General features: G+C 72.5%; 15 protein-coding genes and 2 pseudogenes. 12 read left to right on the top strand and 5 right to left on the bottom strand.

Annotated elements, in window-relative coordinates:
* Positions 1 to 61: 61 nt before the first annotated feature.
* Positions 62 to 805, bottom strand: coding sequence for an SDR family NAD(P)-dependent oxidoreductase (locus tag QSK15_RS18595; RefSeq protein WP_285795426.1), 744 nt, complete (start codon positions 803 to 805; stop codon positions 62 to 64).
* 237 nt (positions 806 to 1,042) lie between these two features.
* Between QSK15_RS18595 and QSK15_RS18590 the strand changes: the two genes are divergently transcribed.
* The 3 genes from QSK15_RS18590 (at position 1,043) to QSK15_RS18580 (ending at position 3,473) form a co-directional block, all read left to right on the top strand.
* Complete coding sequence (locus tag QSK15_RS18590; RefSeq protein WP_285795425.1) at positions 1,043 to 1,669, top strand: HAD-IA family hydrolase; 627 nt, start codon at positions 1,043 to 1,045, stop codon at positions 1,667 to 1,669.
* 87 nt (positions 1,670 to 1,756) lie between these two features.
* Entirely contained in the window at positions 1,757 to 2,236 is a 480-nt protein-coding gene (locus QSK15_RS18585) for a GNAT family N-acetyltransferase (RefSeq protein ID WP_285795424.1), read from the top strand.
* A 94-nt stretch (positions 2,237 to 2,330) separates the two neighbouring features.
* A complete protein-coding gene (locus tag QSK15_RS18580; RefSeq protein WP_030330230.1) occupies positions 2,331 to 3,473 on the top strand; it encodes a polysaccharide pyruvyl transferase family protein in 1,143 nt (380 codons plus the stop codon).
* 8 nt (positions 3,474 to 3,481) lie between these two features.
* On the opposite strand, the gene QSK15_RS18575 is transcribed toward QSK15_RS18580, so the two are convergent.
* Positions 3,482 to 3,688, bottom strand: coding sequence for a DUF8847 domain-containing protein (locus QSK15_RS18575; RefSeq protein WP_030330229.1), 207 nt, complete (start codon positions 3,686 to 3,688; stop codon positions 3,482 to 3,484).
* Positions 3,689 to 3,770: 82 nt separating this feature from the next.
* On the opposite strand from QSK15_RS18575, the gene QSK15_RS18570 reads away from it, so the two are divergent.
* A complete protein-coding gene (locus QSK15_RS18570; RefSeq protein WP_285795423.1) occupies positions 3,771 to 4,289 on the top strand; it encodes a DinB family protein in 519 nt (172 codons plus the stop codon).
* Between the two features lie 39 nt (positions 4,290 to 4,328).
* Here QSK15_RS18570 and QSK15_RS18565 read toward each other — a convergent pair whose 3' ends face one another.
* Positions 4,329 to 5,201 (bottom strand): carbohydrate kinase family protein, encoded by an 873-nt coding sequence (locus QSK15_RS18565; protein ID WP_285795422.1) that lies wholly within the window; start codon positions 5,199 to 5,201, stop codon positions 4,329 to 4,331.
* 184 nt (positions 5,202 to 5,385) lie between these two features.
* Between QSK15_RS18565 and QSK15_RS32620 the strand changes: the two are divergent.
* The 3 genes and pseudogenes from QSK15_RS32620 to QSK15_RS18555 all read left to right on the top strand — a co-directional run.
* Positions 5,386 to 5,878 (top strand): annotated as a pseudogene (locus tag QSK15_RS32620) (ATP-dependent helicase); the annotation flags it as partial.
* Between the two features lie 122 nt (positions 5,879 to 6,000).
* Positions 6,001 to 8,793: pseudogene (locus QSK15_RS18560) on the top strand (DEAD/DEAH box helicase); the annotation flags it as partial.
* Entirely contained in the window at positions 8,790 to 9,719 is a 930-nt protein-coding gene (locus QSK15_RS18555; protein ID WP_285795421.1) for an SWIM zinc finger family protein, read from the top strand. The pseudogene QSK15_RS18560 and the gene QSK15_RS18555, both read left to right, overlap by 4 nt.
* Before the next feature lie 25 nt (positions 9,720 to 9,744).
* On the opposite strand, the gene QSK15_RS18550 is transcribed toward QSK15_RS18555, so the two are convergent.
* On the bottom strand, positions 9,745 to 10,002 hold the full coding sequence (locus QSK15_RS18550) for a DUF3040 domain-containing protein (protein WP_030330224.1): 258 nt from the start codon (positions 10,000 to 10,002) through the stop codon (positions 9,745 to 9,747).
* A gap of 430 nt (positions 10,003 to 10,432) precedes the next feature.
* Between QSK15_RS18550 and QSK15_RS18545 the strand changes: the two genes are divergently transcribed.
* The 5 genes from QSK15_RS18545 to QSK15_RS18525 are packed head-to-tail and all read left to right on the top strand — an operon-like array spanning position 10,433 to position 16,705.
* On the top strand, positions 10,433 to 12,511 hold the full coding sequence (locus QSK15_RS18545) for a DUF1800 domain-containing protein (protein ID WP_285795420.1): 2,079 nt from the start codon (positions 10,433 to 10,435) through the stop codon (positions 12,509 to 12,511).
* Between the two features lie 8 nt (positions 12,512 to 12,519).
* Complete coding sequence (locus QSK15_RS18540; protein WP_285795419.1) at positions 12,520 to 13,902, top strand: DUF1501 domain-containing protein; 1,383 nt, start codon at positions 12,520 to 12,522, stop codon at positions 13,900 to 13,902.
* Positions 13,899 to 15,317 carry a ferredoxin reductase family protein gene (locus QSK15_RS18535; protein ID WP_285795418.1) on the top strand — a complete coding sequence of 473 codons (1,419 nt, stop codon included), beginning with the start codon at positions 13,899 to 13,901 and terminating at the stop codon, positions 15,315 to 15,317. The genes QSK15_RS18540 and QSK15_RS18535 overlap by 4 nt, the downstream gene beginning before the upstream one ends.
* A 13-nt stretch (positions 15,318 to 15,330) precedes the next feature.
* Positions 15,331 to 15,933 (top strand): FMN-binding protein, encoded by a 603-nt coding sequence (locus tag QSK15_RS18530; RefSeq protein WP_285795417.1) that lies wholly within the window; start codon positions 15,331 to 15,333, stop codon positions 15,931 to 15,933.
* 49 nt (positions 15,934 to 15,982) lie between these two features.
* Entirely contained in the window at positions 15,983 to 16,705 is a 723-nt protein-coding gene (locus QSK15_RS18525; protein ID WP_285795653.1) for an FAD:protein FMN transferase, read from the top strand.
* A 290-nt stretch (positions 16,706 to 16,995) separates the two neighbouring features.
* Here the strand turns inward: QSK15_RS18525 and QSK15_RS18520 are convergent, their stop codons facing one another.
* The gene (locus tag QSK15_RS18520) at positions 16,996 to 17,667 is read right to left on the bottom strand and encodes a bifunctional DNA primase/polymerase (protein ID WP_285795652.1); all 672 of its coding nucleotides are present in this window, start codon (positions 17,665 to 17,667) and stop codon (positions 16,996 to 16,998) included.
* Between the last annotated feature and the right edge of the window lie 225 nt (positions 17,668 to 17,892).

The following is a 17,892-nucleotide window of genomic DNA, read 5'->3' as shown; positions in this document are numbered from 1 at the left end:
GCCGGCATTCGGTTGGTTGAGCCCGGACGGCGTCGGGTGGCGCCGACGCCGCCCGGGTTCCTCAGCTCGTGAAGCCGCCGTCCACGTTGACCACCGCACCGGTCACGTAGCCGGCCTCGGGGCTGGCCAGGTGCGCGACGGTGGCCGCGATGTCGGCGGGGCGGGCGTACCGGCCGACGGCGGTGAATCCGCTGATCACCGCCGCGTTCGGCCCATCCGCCGGGTTGGCGTCGGTGTCCGTCGGCCCCGGGTTGACCAGGTTGACGGTGATGTTTCGGGAGCCCAGTTCCCGGGCCAGGCCCCGGGTCAGCCCGACCAGAGCGGTCTTGCTCATCGCGTAGAGGCTCAGCCCCGGAAAGACCGCCCGTTCACCGACGTTGCTGCCGATGCTGATGATCCGTCCGCCCTCGCCCAGGTGCCGCAGCGCCGCCTGCGCGGCGACGTACGGTGCCCGGATGTTGACCGCGACGGTCTGCTCCACCTCGGCCGAGCCAAGCTCGTCCAGGGCGCCGACCAGGAACACCGCGGCGTTGTTCACCAGGATGTCCAGCCGACCCAGTTCGGAGGCTGCCCGGTCGACAGCGCCCCGCACGGCGGCCGGGTCGGCGCCGTCCGCCTGGATGGCCAGCGCCCGTCGGCCCAGCGCCTCGATCTGCTTCACCACTGTCGCGGCCCGCTCGGCGTCCTGCCGGTAGGTCAGCGCCACGTCGGCCCCGTCCTGGGCCAGACGCAGGGCGATGCCGGCCCCGATGCCCCGGGAACCTCCGGTCACCAGGGCGACCCTGTCGTTGAGTGTCGTCGTCATGCAAACGATCATCTGGCCGCGCCGGCCTGCCGTCTGGCGGCTATCGGACCCCTCGTCCCGATCGTCAGGTCCGGTACCCGCGACCCTCGACGGCCCGCGGACGCGGCAGGCCGCCATGATCCGCGCAGCTTCACGGATCCTGCTGCCTGACCCGGCGAGGAGACAGCAGGATCACCGAAGTTGCGCGGATCTTGCCAGGTGGGGGAGGGTGGGGCGAGCGATACGGGGAGAGTGGTCGTGGAACTGGCGGGCATTGGCGCAGTGCTGTTCGACATGGATGGCACCCTCGTCGACTCCGACGCCGCCGTGGAGCGGGCCTGGGAGCGGTGGGCCGGCGAGTACACCGTCGACCCGGCGGCGGCGTTGGCCATCGCGCACGGCAGCCCGGCCGACCGGACCATCCGCCGGCTGCTGCCCGCGCTCGACGACGACGCGGTCGCCACCGCTGCCGCCCGACAGTTGGCGTTGCAGTACGACGACCTGTCCGACGTGACCGCCACCCCCGGTGCGCACGAACTGCTGAACGTGCTGGTCCGACTGGGGTTGCCCTGGGCGGTGGTGACCAGCGCCGACGCGCGGCTCGCCGAGGCCCGGCTCGACGCCGCCGGCATCAAGGCGCCGGTGCTCGTCACGGTGGAGGACGTCAGCGTCGGGAAGCCGGACCCGGAGGGCTACCTGCGGGCCGCCACGCTGCTGGGCGTACCGGTGGCGCGGTGCCTGGTCGTCGAGGACGCCGAGGTCGGCCTGCGGGCCGGGCGGGCGGCCGGGGCGATGACCGCCGCGCTGAAGGGACTCGACGGCGACCTGCGGCTGCACGACCTGGCGCAGTTGGCCCGCCAGTTGGACCCGCCGCCGACATCCTGACCCCGCCCGCCTCGGCGGTGAACCTGTTGGCGCGTCCGGGCCGGTTCTGCTGCACTACCCGCTGGCGACGATGAAGGGGGAGACGCGGTGGAGTTGACGCTGACGCCGATGACGGCACCGGAGCTGGCCCGCCTGCTGGGGTCACTGGAGCAGGGGTACGCCGAGGACCTGGTGGCCCACCGGGGGATGACCCCGGAGGCGGCCCGTGAGCGGACGGTCACCCAGATCGCGGAGTCGCTGCCGGCCGGCGTGGACACCGAGGGAGCGTTGCTGCGGATGGCCCGGGACGGTGACACCGAGGTCGGCTGGATCTGGGTGACAGTGCCGACGGCCGCCGCCCCGAACCAGGCGTGGATCCACAACATCGAGGTGCACGAGGAACATCGGGGACGCGGGTACGCACGGCGGATGATCCAGCTCATCGAGGCCGAACTCGCCCAGCTCGGCGTGCCGGAGCTGGGTCTGAACGTCTTCGGTACGAACACCGTGGCGCTCGGCCTCTACCGCAGTCTGGGCTTCGAGGTCACCTCGCAGCAGATGGCGAAACGCATCACCCCGGCGGGCTGAACCGCCGACGCCCGGCACTGTCGGTCCTCCCGGCAGGACTGTTCACCTGCCCAGCGGGAAACCGGCGCGGACCGCACCTGGGGAGGAGCGACGGATGACGCACGGCGCCGGACTGACCATCGGTGTGCTCGGCTCGTACGGTGGGCGAAACCTCGGCGACGAGGCAATCCTCACCGGCCTGCTCACCGATCTGCGGACGCAGGAACCGAACGCCCGGATCATCGTCTTCTCCCGGAACCCGGAGCACACCCGGGCCGCGCACCCGGACGTCGAAGCGGTGCCGTGGGAGGGTGTGAGCCGTACCGACTCGGCCCTGGTCCTGGCCCAGCTCGACCTGCTCATCCTGGGCGGCGGCGGCATCCTCTACGACCGGGAGGCCCGCCGTTACCTGCGGGTGGTCCGGGTCGCCCAGGAGCGGGGCCTGCCGTTGATCACGTACGCGGTGGGGGTCGGCCCGCTCAGCGACGGGGTGGACACCGGCATGGTCCGGGAGACGCTCTCCAGCGCGACCCAGGTGACCGTCCGGGACCAGGAGTCCCGGATGGTGCTGGAGGAGGCCGGCCTGCTCAACCCGATCACTGTCACCGCGGACCCGGCGTTCCTCCTGCAACCGGAGGAGTTCCCGGCCCACCTGCTGGCCGAGGAGGGGGTGCCGGTCGGCAAGCGGTTGGTCGGGATAAGCGTGCGGGAGCCGGGCCGGGCCGCCGAACGCCTCGACGTGGACGGTTACCACCGGCTGCTGGCCCAGATCGGTGATTTCCTGGTGCACCGGATCGACGCGTACGTGCTGTTCGTGCCCATGGAGCGGGACGACATCCGGCACGCCCACGGGGTGCTGTCGCACATGGTCGCCGCCGAGCGGGGTCGGATCCTGCACGGCACCTACTCTCCGCAGCAGGTGCTGGGGCTGATGCGCCACTTCGACCTGGCCGTCGGCATGCGCCTGCACTTCCTGATCTTCGCGGCGATGGTCGGTACGCCGTTCCTGCCCCTGCCGTACGCCGGGAAGGTCTTCGACCTGGCCCAGCGGCTCGGTGTGCCGGCGCTACGCGGCGTGGAGCGGGAGGTCGAGGGGCCGTTGCTGGCCGAGGTCGACCGACTGTGGGACGAGCGGGAGCAACGCGCCGACGCCACCGCACGACGGGTGGCGGAGGTGTGCGATCAGGCGCGGGGCACTTCGGAGGTCACCCGTGGCGTGTTGGAGAGTTTGCGCAGCCAGACCCTCACCCGGGTCTGAGCGGGCTGTCACACCGCCGGGCCGGTCCACCGGTAGCGCCACTCGCGGGCGTCCTCGCGGAAGTTCTCCAACTCGTAGATCTGCGCGTCGGCCAGCCCACCGGAGCCGAGGTGATGGTGGGTCAGCGGCGGGCGACCGTTGCTGTCGAGCTCGACGGTGATGGTCTGCCCGTCCGCCGTGCCGCCGACGAGAGGGATCTGCACGGAGGAAGCCATGCGCCCATCCTGCCCGGCGCGGCGCTCGCTCGCAGCGGATAGCGGGGCAGCGGGGCGACCGGCCGGTGGCTAGGGTCGGCGGATGGAGCAGACGATCGATCCCACGCTCGGTCCGGTGCTCGCCCGCACCGGCGACGAGCGCGCTGTCCTGACCTCGTTCCTCGACTTCCACCGGGCCGTGCTGCTGCGCAAACTGCGCGGTCTCTCCGACGCCGACGCCCGCCGCCGGCTGGTGCCCTCGGCGACCACGCTCGTCGGGCTGGTCAAGCACCTCACCCTTGTCGAACGCAACTGGTTCCCGACCCTGTTGGCCCCCGAGCCCGGCGACGTCTACCTGACCTCCGAGGAGGACGCGCTCGCCAGCTTCATGCTCGACGACCAGGAGACCGTCGCCGGGCTCGTCGAGGCGTACGAGCGGGCCTGTGAGCGGTCCCGGGCGGTCGCCGCGAGCGTCGACCTCGACCACGTGGTGCCGCATCCGCAGCTCGGTGAGGTGTCGGTGCGGTGGATCCTGGTGCACCTGATCGAGGAGACGGCCCGGCACGCGGGCCACGCCGACATCCTGCGCGAGCTGACCGACGGCGAGTGCGGCGCGTTCTGAGCCCAGCCCGCCGCCCGCCGTCGGCGCGGCGGCGTGCCATCAGCCGCTGGGCAGCAGACCCGGCGGGTACTCCATCCCGTCATGGGCGCAGGCCGCGGCGGCGACCCGGGCCGCGTACCGGGCCGCGTCCGCCAGCGGCTCGCCACGCAGTCGGGCCGCGATCAGCCCGGCCGCGAAGGCGTCGCCCGCTCCGTTGCTGTCGATCACCGGCCCGGGTGCGCTGGCGGGCGGCACCGGCGTCACCGTGCCGTCGCCCGGGAACAGCTCGGCGCCGTCCGCGCCCCTGGTCACCAGCACCGTCCGGGGGGCCAGCGTGCCGGCGAGCGACGCGGCCCGGTCGCCCAGCCGCACCCCGCTCACCAGAACGAGGTCGGCCACGTCGGCGAACGGCCGATGGTAGGCGTTCTCGCCGTCCCAGTCGTGCAGGTCGGTGGAGAGCGCCACACCTGCCGCAATGGCAGCCCGCACGGCGGGCAGCAGCGGCACCGCCCAATCCATGATCGAGAGGTGGACGTGCCGGGCGTCACGAACCAGCGCGGCCAACTCCGGTACGGAGAACGGCGGACCGCCCCGCCACGGGCGCGGGTCGTACAGCGACGTACGTCGCCCGCCCGGGTCCACGAGGTTCACCGAACGGCGGGTGCCGTCCCGGTTCTCGGCCAGCACCGCCGGAACCCCGGCCCGGGTCAACGCCGCCCGGACCAGCTCACCGGCCGGGTCCGCGCCGAGGGTGTCCACCACCAGCACCCGTAGGCCGAGCGCCCGGGCGGCCAGCGCCACCCCGGCACCGGTGTTGCCGATCCGCAACTCGATCGGCTCGACGGTGTGCGAGTCGGCGGCCGGCAGCGGCAGCGCGGGCACCCGGACCCGCACATCCACCCCGAGCCCGCCAAGTACCACCAGATCGACCACGCCGCCGACGCTAACCTGCTGCCGGCCGAGCCTCCAGGCCACGCGATCGTGCACTTTCTGCGGCGACAGGAGGGGCACTCTTCGCCGAACACCGACACCAACCGCACGATCGCGCCGGTGGGGGTGTCGGTCCGGCCAGGTTGGGCCACCTATCCTGGTCGCGGGCGACGACGAGGGGGAACGGGTGCTGGTCATCCACGGGCTGTGGTTGCCCGGTGCCAGCTCGACAGGTGCCAGCTCGACAGGTGGCCTCGCCGTCTGGGCCGAGGACAGCGCGGCGCCGATTCCCGCCGCACGGGCGGGCCGCCCGGCCCGGGACCGCCCGCACCCCTTCGCCGCCGGGCACACCGAGCTGGCCGCCGTCCTCGCCGAGGCCGCCGACCCGACCCGACTGGACACCGCGCTGCTCACCCTGCCCACCCTGGCGGGCGCACCGACCGACTCACCCGAGCTGATCCGCACCACCGTCGCACCGGCGACCCGCGGCCGGCTCACCCTGGCCGGGTGGCGGGTGCCCATTCTGGTGTACGCCCCGGACGACGCCCTGTCGTTGCTGCACACCCTGGACGACATCCCGGCGGTGGCCGGGGCCACCCTGCGGTACCTCGCCGAGCTGGCCGACTTCGCCGCCGACCTGGTGACCCGTGGCCGGGTCCTGCCCGGCGTACGCACGACGACGGGTGACCAGCCGCCCGACGCTGGTGCGACGACGGACGACCAGCCGCCCGATGCGACGGCGGGCGACCAGCCCTCCGGCGCTCACGGGACCGTGGCGTCCGGGGCTGCCGCGCAGGTGCCCGCGCAGGCGGTCTGGCGTCCGCTGCTGACCGGCACCGACGCCGCCTGGGCGCGATCGCTGGCGCTGGCCCTGCCACCCGCCGCCCGCGCCGTCGTCCTGCCGGCCACGGCCGCCGGCTCGCCGATGCCTACCGCCGCTGCTCAGCGGTCCAGCGAGAGTGCTACCGCCGCTGCTCAGCGGTCCGGCGAGAGTGCGGCCGTTGCGACCGCCGGTTCTGGTGAGCGTGAGCTGACCGCCGCCGCGCTAATCGCGGACGCGCTCGACGCGTTGACCGACGCCGCCGCGCGGGCCGCGCTGGCTACCACCACGCTGGCCCGGGGGCTGCGCCCGGCTGGTCCGGCGCCGGCCTGGTTGGCTGCCCTCGCCGGCCCGCAGCGGGACTTCACCATCGACCCGGCCGGGCTGGACACCCTCCGCGCTGAACTCGACACCTGGCAGCGCGACGCCGCCGGCGGCCCGGTGCGGGCCAGTTTCCGACTGGTCGAGCCGGCCCCCGACGAGGTCACCGAACCGTTCCTGGCCACCCGGCCGGCACCGGCCTCTGCGCCGGCAGTGGCCTCCGCGCCGGCAGTGGCCGACACCGCGCCCGCACTGGTCGACACCGCGTCGGTGCCGGTCGGGTCGACCGGTGGCGGGCGCTGGCGGCTGGAGTTCGGGTTGCAGGCCGCAGACGAGCCCGGCCTGCACATCGACGCCGGGGAGGTCTGGCGCGGGCCGCAGACACTCGGTGGACTGGCGGGCCGGACGACCAGCCCGCAGGAGACCCTGCTCGCCGAGTTGGGCCGGGCCAGCCGGCTCTGGCCGGACCTGGACGCCGCGCTGCGGACCGCCGCCCCGGAGGCGATGGAACTCGACGTCGAGGGAGCCCACCGGTTCCTCAGCGCGGGTGCCCCGGTGCTGCACGCGGCTGGCTTCGGGGTGCTGCTGCCGTCCTGGTGGCAGCGTCCGTCGGCGCGCCTGGGTGCCCGGTTGCGGGCCCGCAGCCGTACCGCGCCGGGCACTGTCGGTGGCGTCGACGCCGGTGTCGGTCTGGACGCCCTGGTCGACTACCGCTGGGAGATCGCCCTCGGCGACCAGCCGCTCTCCGCCGAGGAGTTGGCGGCGCTGGCCGAGATGAAGACCCCGCTGGTCCGGCTGCGCGGCCGGTGGGTGGAGTTGGACCCGGGGCGGCTCGCCGCCGGTCTGCGCCTGCTCCGTTCCGCAGGCGAGCTGACCGTCGCCGACCTGCTCCGTCTCGGGCTGGCCGACGGCGAGGCCACCGGCGCGCTGCCGGTGCTGGAGGTGACCGCCGACGGGGCGTTGGGCGACCTGCTCGCCGGCGCGGTCGAGCGGCGGCTCACCCCGCTGGACCCGCCCCCGGGCTTCCAGGGGACGCTGCGGCCGTACCAGCAGCGTGGGCTGGCCTGGCTGGCCTTCCTGCGCTCCCTCGGCCTGGGCGGTGTGCTGGCCGACGACATGGGGCTGGGCAAGACGGTGCAACTGCTCGCGCTGCTCGCCGGGGACCCACCGGAGGCCGGGCCGACCCTGCTGGTCTGTCCGATGTCGCTGGTCGGCAACTGGCAGCGGGAGGCCGCGCGGTTCACCCCAGGGCTGCGGGTGCACGTACACCATGGTGCCGAGCGGGCGCGGGGGGCGGAGTTCACAGCGGCCGCGCACGGCGCGGACCTGGTTCTCACCACCTACTCGGTGGCCGCCCGCGACGCCGCCGACCTGGCCGGCATCGACTGGCACCGGGTGGTGGTGGACGAGGCACAGGCGATCAAGAACGCGTCGACCCGGCAGGCGGAGGCGGTCCGTGCGCTGCCCGCCCGGCAACGGGTGGCGGTCACCGGTACGCCGGTGGAGAACCGCCTCGCCGACCTCTGGTCGATCATGCAGTTCGCCAACCCGGGCCTGCTCGGGCCGGCCGCGACGTTCCGCAAGCGGTTCGCCGAACCGATCGAGCGGCACGGCGACGCCGAGGCCGCCGAGCGGCTGCGCCGGATCACCGGCCCGTTCGTGTTGCGCCGGCTCAAGACCGACTCGTCGATCATCTCCGACCTGCCGGAGAAGCTGGAGATGGAGGTGCTCTGCAACCTCACCGCCGAGCAGGCCGCGCTGTACCGGGTGGTGGTCGACGACATGCTCGCCCGGATCGAGACCAGCGACGGCATCGAGCGACGCGGCCTGGTGCTCGCCACCATGACCCGGCTCAAGCAGGTCTGCAACCACCCCGCCCAACTGCTGCGCGACGGCTCGCCGTTGGAGGGCCGTTCCGGCAAGCTGGCCCGGCTCACCGAGATCCTGGAGGAGGTGCTGGCGGCGGGGGAGCGGGCGCTGCTGTTCACCCAGTACGCCGAGTTCGGTGCGATGTTGCGCGGTCACCTGTCGGCGCGGTTCGGCCGGGAGGTGCTGTTCCTGCACGGTGGGGTCGGTAAGGCCGAGCGGGACACCCTGGTGCAGCGGTTCCAGTCCGCCGACGGTCCACCGCTGTTCGTGCTGTCCCTCAAGGCCGGTGGCACCGGCCTCACCCTGACCGCCGCCAATCACGTGGTGCATGTGGACAGGTGGTGGAACCCGGCGGTCGAGGACCAGGCCACCGACCGGGCATTCCGGATCGGGCAGCGCCGACGGGTGCAGGTCCGCAAGTTCGTCTGCGCCGGCACGGTCGAGGAGAAGGTGGCCGCGCTGATCGCCGACAAGCGCAGCCTCGCCGAGCGGGTCGTCGGCACCGGCGAGCAGTGGATCACCGAGTTGTCCACCGGCCAGCTGCGGGACCTGTTCGCCCTGGAGGCCGGGGCGGTGGTGGAGTGAGCGAGCGGAGCGAGCGCGTGAGCACGGACCGGTTCGCCGACTACGGGCGCCCCCGCAAGGTCGACGGGGGTCTGCGGGCCCGCAGCGCCCGGGGCGCCATCGGCCGGTCCTGGTGGTCGCGGCGTTTCCTGGAGGTGCTGGAGTCGTTCGCGCTGGGCACCCGGTTGACCCGGGGCCGGTCGTACGCGCGGGCCGGTCAGGTGCTCACGCTCGACATCACACCCGGGCGGGTCAGCGCGGTGGTGCAGGGCTCCCGGCCGCAGCCGTACCAGGTGTCGATCGGGATGCGGCCGTTCCCGGCCGCGCTCTGGTCCCGAATCGAGAACGAGCTGGCCGGGCAGGCGTTCTTCAGCGCCCGGCTGCTCGCCGGGGACCTCCCCGACGAGTTGGAGGAGCTGTTCGCCGCCGCCGGCGCGCCGCTGTTCCCGGCGGCCGTCGACGAGTTGACCCAGCGCTGCAACTGCCCGGACTTCGCGGTGCCCTGCAAGCACCTCGCGGCGACGTTCTACCTGCTGGCCGAGGCGTTCGACGCGGACCCGTTCGAGCTGCTGCACTGGCGCGGTCGGTCCCGCGCGGAGTTGCTCGACGAACTCCGCGCCCGCCGGGCCGTAGCCACCGGTGCGACCCCGCCGCCCCCGCCGGTCGACGAACCGTCCGAACCGGACGGTGCCGGGTCGGCGGCGGACGTCCTGACGCCGGTCGGTGCCGCCCGTGCGCTCGCCGGGCTGTCGGCGACGCCGCTGGCCGAGGCGGCGGACCGGTTCTGGTCGACGCCGGTGCCGCTGCCGGACCGGCCGCCCCGACTGGTGACGGGCACCGACCTGCTGCTGCGCCAGCTCGGAGCGCCGGCTGCGGCCATCGGTGGGCCGGGAACGCTCGAACGGTTGCGTCGCGCGTACCGGGCGTTCGGCCCGGCCGACCGGTGAGCCGTCCCGTCGAGCGGCGCAGCAGTCATGTCCAGCGGCGGCGGAACCGCCACATGATCGCGGCGTTGGCCACCAGCACCACCGCGCAGATCGCGCCGGTGAGCCGACCGGCGAATACGGCTATCGCCGGCAGTGACGCCCACAGCACGATGGTCAACAACATCAGGTAGCGGCCCCTGCGGGCCCGCACCCGGTGGTCCAGCTTCTTGAAGAAGGCCGGGTCACTTTCCCGGAGCTGACGGGTGATCTGGTCGAATCTGCGCTGATCCTCTTTGCTGAGCATGGCGCTGCCTTCCCCTCACGCGTTCAGCGGTTCGGCGGCATACCCGCTGCGGTGGCGGCTCACGCTCGCCCGCTGCTGCTACTTTTCCTCCACACGAGCGCCCCTCATGTCCGGCTTACCCGGACCTTAAGTTTGCCTTTGGTGGTGAACGGCGCCGAAAGTGTCGGCTACCGGCAAGTGGTCCGATCCGTACTCGGCTGGCACGCGTACGCCCTGCTGGGAGAGTCTGCGGTCGGCCCTCGCCCACCGCCCGCCGCCGAGGTCGCACTGAACGCTGTCTTAAGTGCCCTCACGGGGGTGTTCCGGCCACCTTGAAGGGCCCTGGGGCCTTGGTTACTTTGCCGTAGCAACTCCCTCAGGCAACAGTCGCCGCACTGCCGCACCTGCCCGGTAGCAGCTTCCGGCGCTCATCAGAAATCGGGATTGGTACATGGCCGACCAGAATGTGCCACCACGTCGACCGCGGGACGACCGCGGTTGGGACGGACGCCAGCACCACAACGCTGACGGCTACGGCGACCCCCACCCGCCCGCGCCCTACGGCTACGAATCGCCCCACCCCCAGCAGGGCGGCTACGCCGCGCCGGTCGACCCGCGTGAGCAGTACGCCGGGCAACCCGCACCCGCCCCGCGCGGTCCGCAGTGGATCGGGCCGGAGGGCCTTGGCCGCCCGACTCCGGCCCGCCCGGCCGGCACCGGACTGCCCACCCTCGACGATGACGACGAACCGGGTCGCAAGGTCGGCCGCCGCAAGGCGATGGTGGCCCTCGGCGGCACCGCCGCCGTCGTCGCCGGTGGCGCGGCGCTCGCCATGACCCCGCAGTTGCGGGGCCTCTTCGGCGACGAGGCGGTGGCCGGTGACGCGACCGGCAGCACGGTGACCGACGGCACCGCGGCGCGGCCCAGCGGCCAGCAGCCCAGCACGGTGCGTACCTACACCGAGCAGAACGAGAGCTACATGGGCTCGCGCGCCGGTGAGGCGCTGAAGAAGAACGCGCCGGCCGGTGGCCGCACCTACTCCGGTCCGGCCGCGGCGGCGGCGGCGACCAAGGTGACAGTGAAGACGGTGCTGGCCAAGGATCCGATCCTGCACCTGGCCCGGCGTGCCACCTTCGGTGTGACGCCCGCGCTGCTCGCCGACATCAAGCGCGAGGGCATGGATGCCTGGATCCGCGCCCAGCTGGACCCGGACAAGTTGGAGCCGAGCAAGGGTGAGCTGAAGCTCGCCGAGCTGCCGACCCAGAAGCTCTCCGTGCAGCAGCTGCGTGACCAGCGGGACAAGCTCAACGAGCAGGGTGCCCAGCCGGAGCAGGAGATGGTCGACGCCACCATCGCCCGGCAGATCTGGTCCAAGCGCCAACTGTTCGAGGTGATGGTCGACTTCTGGAACGACTTCCTGCACGTCGCCGCGGACTTCGACGGCGGCGAGGCGTACCGCAACTCGTTCGACCAGGACGTCATCCGCAAGCACGCCCTGGGCAGCTACCCGGAGATGCTGGTCGCCGCGAACAAGCACCCCGCGCTGCTGATCTACCTGAACCAGAAGGACTCCCGCAAGGACGCGATCAACGAGAACCTCGCCCGGGAGAACCTCGAGCTCTACTCGGTCGGCGTCGACGGCGGCTACAAGGAGCCGGACGTCCGGCAGGCCGCCATGCTCCAGACCGGCCGTGGGGTCCAGGACGGCAAGTACGTCTTCCGTCCCGAGCAGCACTACGTCGGCAAGGTGAAGATCCTCGGGTTCACCCACGCGAACAACTCGGCCGACCCGAAGAAGGCCGAAGCGGCCATCGACGCGTACATCACCTACATCGCGACGCACCCGTCGACGGCGAAGTACGTGGCGCAGAGCCTGGCCACCCGGTTCGTCTCGGACACCCCGCCCAAGTCCCTGGTGGACCGGCTGGCCAAGACGTACACCACCAACAAGGGCATGATCAAGCCGGTCCTGATGACGCTCTTCTGCTCCTCGGAGTTCTGGGCCGGTGTCGGCCAGAAGGTGCGCCGGCCGATGGAGTACCTGGTGGCCACGTACCGCACCCTGGGCGTCTCGCCCGAGGCGTCGCCGAAGCACAACAACGGCGACAGCAAGCGCACCGCGTACGCCCGTGGGCTGCGCCAGATCAACGACAAGCTGCGCGAGTTGGGCCACTACCCGATGGGCCAGCCCACTCCGGACGGCTACCCGGACGTCTACGTCGCCTGGACCTCGGCCGGCACCATGGTCAACGGCTGGAACGAGGCGGGCGAGATCCTCGCCGGCTACCGCACCACCTTCACGTACACCGCGCCGGAGAAGCTGGTCGCCAAGCCGCCGGCGACGGCCGGGGCGTACGTGGACGCGCTATCGCTGCGGTTGGTGGGCCAGAAGTTCAGCACGCGGGAGAAGAACCTCATCCTCGGCGTGGCCGGTGTGACGGCGACCGCCAAGGTCGACGCCACGTTCAACGGGGCCATCACCGCCGTCGCGCGGGCGATCCTCGCTTCCCCCCAGCACCACCTCCGGTGAGGCACCCGATGGAGAAGACTGTGTACAACTCTTTCCCCCTGCACCCCGAATGCCCGGACGTGCGACGGCTGGCCGACAACCCGGCCGAGGCGTTGCTGCGCGCCGAGGCCGACATCGTCGCCGCCGAGAACGCCGCCGAGTTCGACAGGTACCGCACCCTGGAGAACCTGGAGGAGGCCCAGCAGGACGGGCGGGGCGTGACCCGGCGGACCTTCGTCGCCGGTGCCGCGGCCACCGCTACCGCGCTGGCCACCGCCCAGTTCGTCACCACCTCGGCGTCGTTCGCGGCGACCAAGACCGGCACCCTGATCCACGTCTTCCTCTACGGCGGGCTGGACGGGCTGAGCCTCGTCGCTCCGGACAACGACCCGGTGCTCGCCAAGGCCCGCCCGGACCTGCTGCTCGGGAACGACTCGCTGGCCCTGGGCCGCGGCTTCAAGCTGACCAGCGCGTTCAAGCCGCTGGAGAAGTGGCTCACCGCCGGTCAGTTGGGCTTCATCCCGGCGGTCTCGGACGAGCGGCTGTCCCGCAGCCACTTCCAGGCCGCGGACGCCTGCAACCTGGGCGGGCTGCCCAACGAGACCGGTGGCCGGGGTTGGCTCGACGGGCTCGTCGACAACCTCGGCAAGGGCACGGCGTTCCGCAGCGTCGGCATCGGCAGCACGCTGCCCCGCTCGCTCGTCGGCAACAACGGCGCGCTCTCGCTGAACAGCGTCGGCTCGCTGCGGCTCAACGGTGACGAGAAGTTCCGGGCGGCCACCGAGAAGGCCATCAAAGGGCTCTTCACCGGGATCAACCACCCGGTCGAGGAGGCCGTGCAAGAGGGCATGGGCGCGCTGGCCACCGCCCAGAAGCTCGCCGCCAAGCCGTACCAGCCCGCCGCAGGCGTCACGTACGAGGGCGTCGGCCGGGCGTTCCAGCAGCTCGCCCAGCTGATCAAGGGCGGTGCCAACGTGCGGGTCGCCACCGTCGGCATGGGCGGCTACGACACCCACGAGAACCAGGGCACCCGCGAGGGCGGCCAGCTGCACCGCCGGCTGAACGAACTGGCCAGCGCGATGGCCGCGTTCTTCACCGATCTCGGCCCGCAGGCCGCCGACGTGACGATCATGGTGTCCAGCGAGTTCGGCAGGCGCGTCGGCTCCAACGGTGGCGGCACCGACCACGGGCACGGCGGCGTGGTCACCCTGCTGTCCGGCAAGAAGCTGGCCGGTTCGCTGCTGGGCACCTGGAACGGTCTGAGCAAGCTGGACTCCGGTGACGTGCCGGAGTACAACAACATGTTCAACGTCTACGGCGCGGTGGCCCAGGGCCGGTTCGGACTCACCAACGCGGAGGTCGACAAGATCTTCCCCCGCCAGAAGTACGCCCCGATGAAGCTGTACGCGTGACGTATTCGCACACCCACGCCACCGGCCGTCGTACCGGGACCTCGTCCCGGCACGGCGGCCGGTCGGCGGAACCCGTACCCCCGCAGATCCCGGCCCGGCGCGGACCCGGCGGCCGACGGCTGCTGGGCGTGCTGCTCCTGGTCGGCCTGCTCGCCAGCGTGCTCCCGTGGTGGTTGGACACCCCCGCCGGATCGCTGCGGACCACCGCTGCCACCGTCACCGCCGCCGGCCGGATCACCGGCCTGGTCGCCGGCTACCTGCTGCTGGTGCAGGTACTGATGATGAGTCGCCTGCCGGTGCTGGAACGGTGGATCGGCGGCGAACACACGGCCCGCTGGCACCGGGACATCGGGGCCACCCTGCTCGTCACCGTGCTGGCGCACATGTCGCTGATCCTCGTCGGCTACGCCGACCTGCGTAACCAGTCGATCCTCGCCGAGGTCGGCACGTTGCTCGGCGACTACGAGGACATGGTCTCCGCGTTCGTCGCCACCGGCATCATGGTGCTTGTCGGGTTCAGCAGCATCCGGGCGATCCGGCGGGCGTTGCCCTACGAGCTGTGGCACCTGCTGCACCTGTCCAGCTACCTGATCCTGCTGCTCGGCTTCGGCCACCAGTTCACCCACGGCGCGCAGCTGTACAAGCCCGGCCCGGTACGCACCGGCTGGATCGCGCTCTACCTCCTGGTGGTCGCCGCCCTGCTCTGGGGCCGGGTGATCGCGCCGCTGGCGTTCAACCTGCGCTACCAGCTGCGGGTCGCCGACGTGGTCGCCGAGAGCCCCGACACCATCTCCATCTACCTCACCGGGGAGCGGCTCGGTCGACTGGCGATGCTCGGCGGCCAACACTTCCGCTGGCGTTTCCTCACCCGGGGCTGCTGGTGGCAGTCGCACCCGTTCTCCGTCTCCGCCGCCGCCAACGGCCGCTGGCTGCGGATCACCGTCAAGGTGGTCGGCACCCACACCGCCGACCTGCGCGACCTGGACCCGGGCACCCGGGTCTGGGCCGAGGGCCCCTCGGGCACCTTCACCGCGGCGCACCGGCTGCGCGAGCGGACACTGCTGATCGCCGGCGGCAGTGGCATCACCCCGATCCGGGCGATGCTGGAGGAGCTGCCGCCGGGCGCCGCGCTGATCTACCGGGCCCGCACACCGGCCGACGTGCTGCTCAGCCGCGAGTTGGACTGGCTGGCCCAGGAGCGCGACACCTCGCTCTGGTACGTCATCGGTTCCCGCGACGACCCCGGCCCCCGCCAGCTGATGAGCCCGGACGGGCTGCGCCAACTGGTGCCCGACGTGGCCCGGCGCGACGTCTACCTGTGCGGGCCGCCCGGGTTGGTGGAACAGTCGGTGCGGGCGCTGCGCCGGGCCGGCGTGCCCCGGCGGCAGATCCACCTGGCCACGTTCGAGCTGTAGGAAGGGCATACCCATGCGTCGCGCGCTCCTCGCGATCACCGGCCTGGCCGCCAGCACCACCGCGCTGGTGGTGTTCAAGGGCTCGCCGGGCGCCACCCAGGTCGCCCAGAACCTGCCGACCGCCCAGCCGGTCAACCCCACCGCGCCGGGCGCCGACCCGAGCGCCGACCCGGCCGCGCCGGGCACCGGCCCGGACGGGGAGGTGGCCACGCCGTCGAAGACGGCCGACGCGCCGGTGACGCCCAAGCCCGGCAAGACCACCGCCCGCCCCTCCGGCACGAAGACCACGACGAAGGCCCCGAGCACCCCGCGTACCACCAAGGCGGCCCAGCCGACCACCCGCCGGGTCACCGGCAGCGGCTTCGACAACGAGTACGGGTACGTGCAGGTGCAGATCGTCGTCTCGGGTAACCGGATCGTCGAAGCCGTCGCGCTGTCGCTGCCCAGCGGTGGTGAATCCGACATCCACAGCAGTGACGTGCGCGACCGTTACGACGGCAGCGGCGGTGAGGTGGTGCAGAAGCAGAACGCCAACCTCAACACCGTCTCCGGGGCCACCGAGACCAGCAACTCCTACAGGCAGTCGCTGCGGTCCGCCATCGAGCAGGCATTCTGACGTGCGGGCCACGCTGACCCGACCCGGGCTGTGCCGGGTCGAACAGATCATGGGTACGGCCGTCACGGTGGACCTCGCCGACGATCTGCCCCCGGCGACCCTGCGCGAGCTGGCGGACGAGGTCTTCGCCTGGATGCACGAGGTGGACGCGCGGTTCAGCACCTACCAGCCGGCGAGCGAGGTGTGCCGCTTCGACCGGGGTGAGGTGCTGCTCTCCGAGGCGTCCGCGGACCTGCGGTACGTGCTGGAGACCTGTGCCGACCTGTGGGGCGCCACCGACGGGTTCTTCGACGCGTACGCCACCGGTCGGCTCGACCCGTCCGGCTTCGTCAAGGGCTGGGCGGCCCAGGTCGCCTCGGACCGACTGGTCGCCGCCGGCGCCGTCAACCACTGCGTGAACGCCGGCGGTGACGTGCGGGTGCGGGGCCTGTCGCCGTCCGGGGAGCCGTGGCGCATCGGCATCCGGCACCCGTGGGACGCGATGGCGGCCTGCCTGGTGCTCAGCGGGACGGACCTGGCCGTGGCCACCTCCGGCGTGTACGAGCGGGGCCGGCACGTGCTGGACCCGCGCCGGGGAACGCCGGCCAGTGGGCTGCGTTCGGTGACGGTGGTCGGCACCGACCTCGGGGTGGCCGACGCGTACGCCACCGCCGCCCTTGCCATGGGTGCCCCCGGCCTCGGTTGGTTGGCCCGCCTCGACGACCACACCCACGCGGCCATCACCGACAACGCCCGCCAGTATCTCTCCGTCGATCTGCCGCTCGCCGACTAGGGCCAAGTGCTACGAAACAGGCCCTAACGGAGGGGTCGGTGGGTGCCGGCCGGGCGGGAGCCGGTGGGGCGTGGGCGGCCGGGGCGGGACCCGGCCGGTCGGGTGCCGGCCCAGCGGTGCCGTCGGTGGCCGCGCCGGGGCGGCTCGGTGCCGCCGGGATGAGGCGCCCTGTCGTTGGTGGACATCGTTCCCCCGATCGTGGCGCGCGTTGGCACCGTCCCCCTGTCAACGAGGACCGGCGCTCCGGCGACGCTGTCGGCCACCGGATCGAATCGTCGGGCGGCCCCTTCTCATATGCCTCGTCGGGGCAGCGGCAGGTGACCGGGGAGCAGGTCCGGGGTGAGCGTCACCCCGGTGGCGCGCAGCGCACCGATCAACGTGTTCTGCACGAGGTACGAATCCGGAAGTTGCCAGCGGGCCTGCTCCGGGGCGACCGCCCAGCGGACAGTGCCTTCCGGCAGCCGGGTGGGCGGCGCGGGGATCCACGAGCCCGGCCCGTGCCGGACCACGTGGAAGCAGTGCTCCAACTCCGGCCGGAGCGGGTCGCCGGGGCGGACCAGGAACATCCACCGCCCGGTGGGCGTGACCAGCACCGGTCCGCGTACGCCCGTGCCGGCCGGGTGGATCTGGACCGCGTCGAGCACGTGCCGGCCGAGGTGGGCGGGCACCTCCAGCACGTCGAAGGCCCGGCCGGTGGGCAGCAGCACCCCGTGCGGGCGGCTCCGCCACCAGGTGGCCACCCGGGCCGGGTCGGCGCTGGCGGCCAGCTCCCAGTTCTCCAGCGCGGGATGGCAGCCCACCGTGGGACAGCCGGCCCGGCCGCAGACGAAACGGCTGCGGGCCAGGCAGGCGCCCGGCGTGACCTGCCAGCCGTGTGCGGCGTACCGGATGGCGACCCGGCGCAGCCGGACCCGTTCCAGCGGCGACAGTTCGGCGACGCGCGGTCCGACATTCCCCCACATGTGTGCCAACTCCTCTCGTCGGTCCCGGCGTTCGCCAGGTCGCATGTCGAGCACCGTCACTGCCGTAACCCACGATCGTTGAGGTTGACGAACGGCTCGTGCAACTTGCACGAAAAGTACGAGGGCCAGCTGTACGGCTGACGTACATCCTGTGCGACCAGCCAAAATCTGAAAGTGAAAAGCAGTCGCCGCACCCGCGGACATCGCCCCGACTCGATTGGTCGT

This window comes from Micromonospora sp. NBRC 107095 (genome assembly GCF_030269705.1).
Taxonomy (GTDB): domain Bacteria; phylum Actinomycetota; class Actinomycetes; order Mycobacteriales; family Micromonosporaceae; genus Micromonospora; species Micromonospora parva.
The sequence above is the reverse complement of the archived record's forward strand: the minus strand, read 5'-3'. Positions and strand labels throughout refer to the sequence as shown.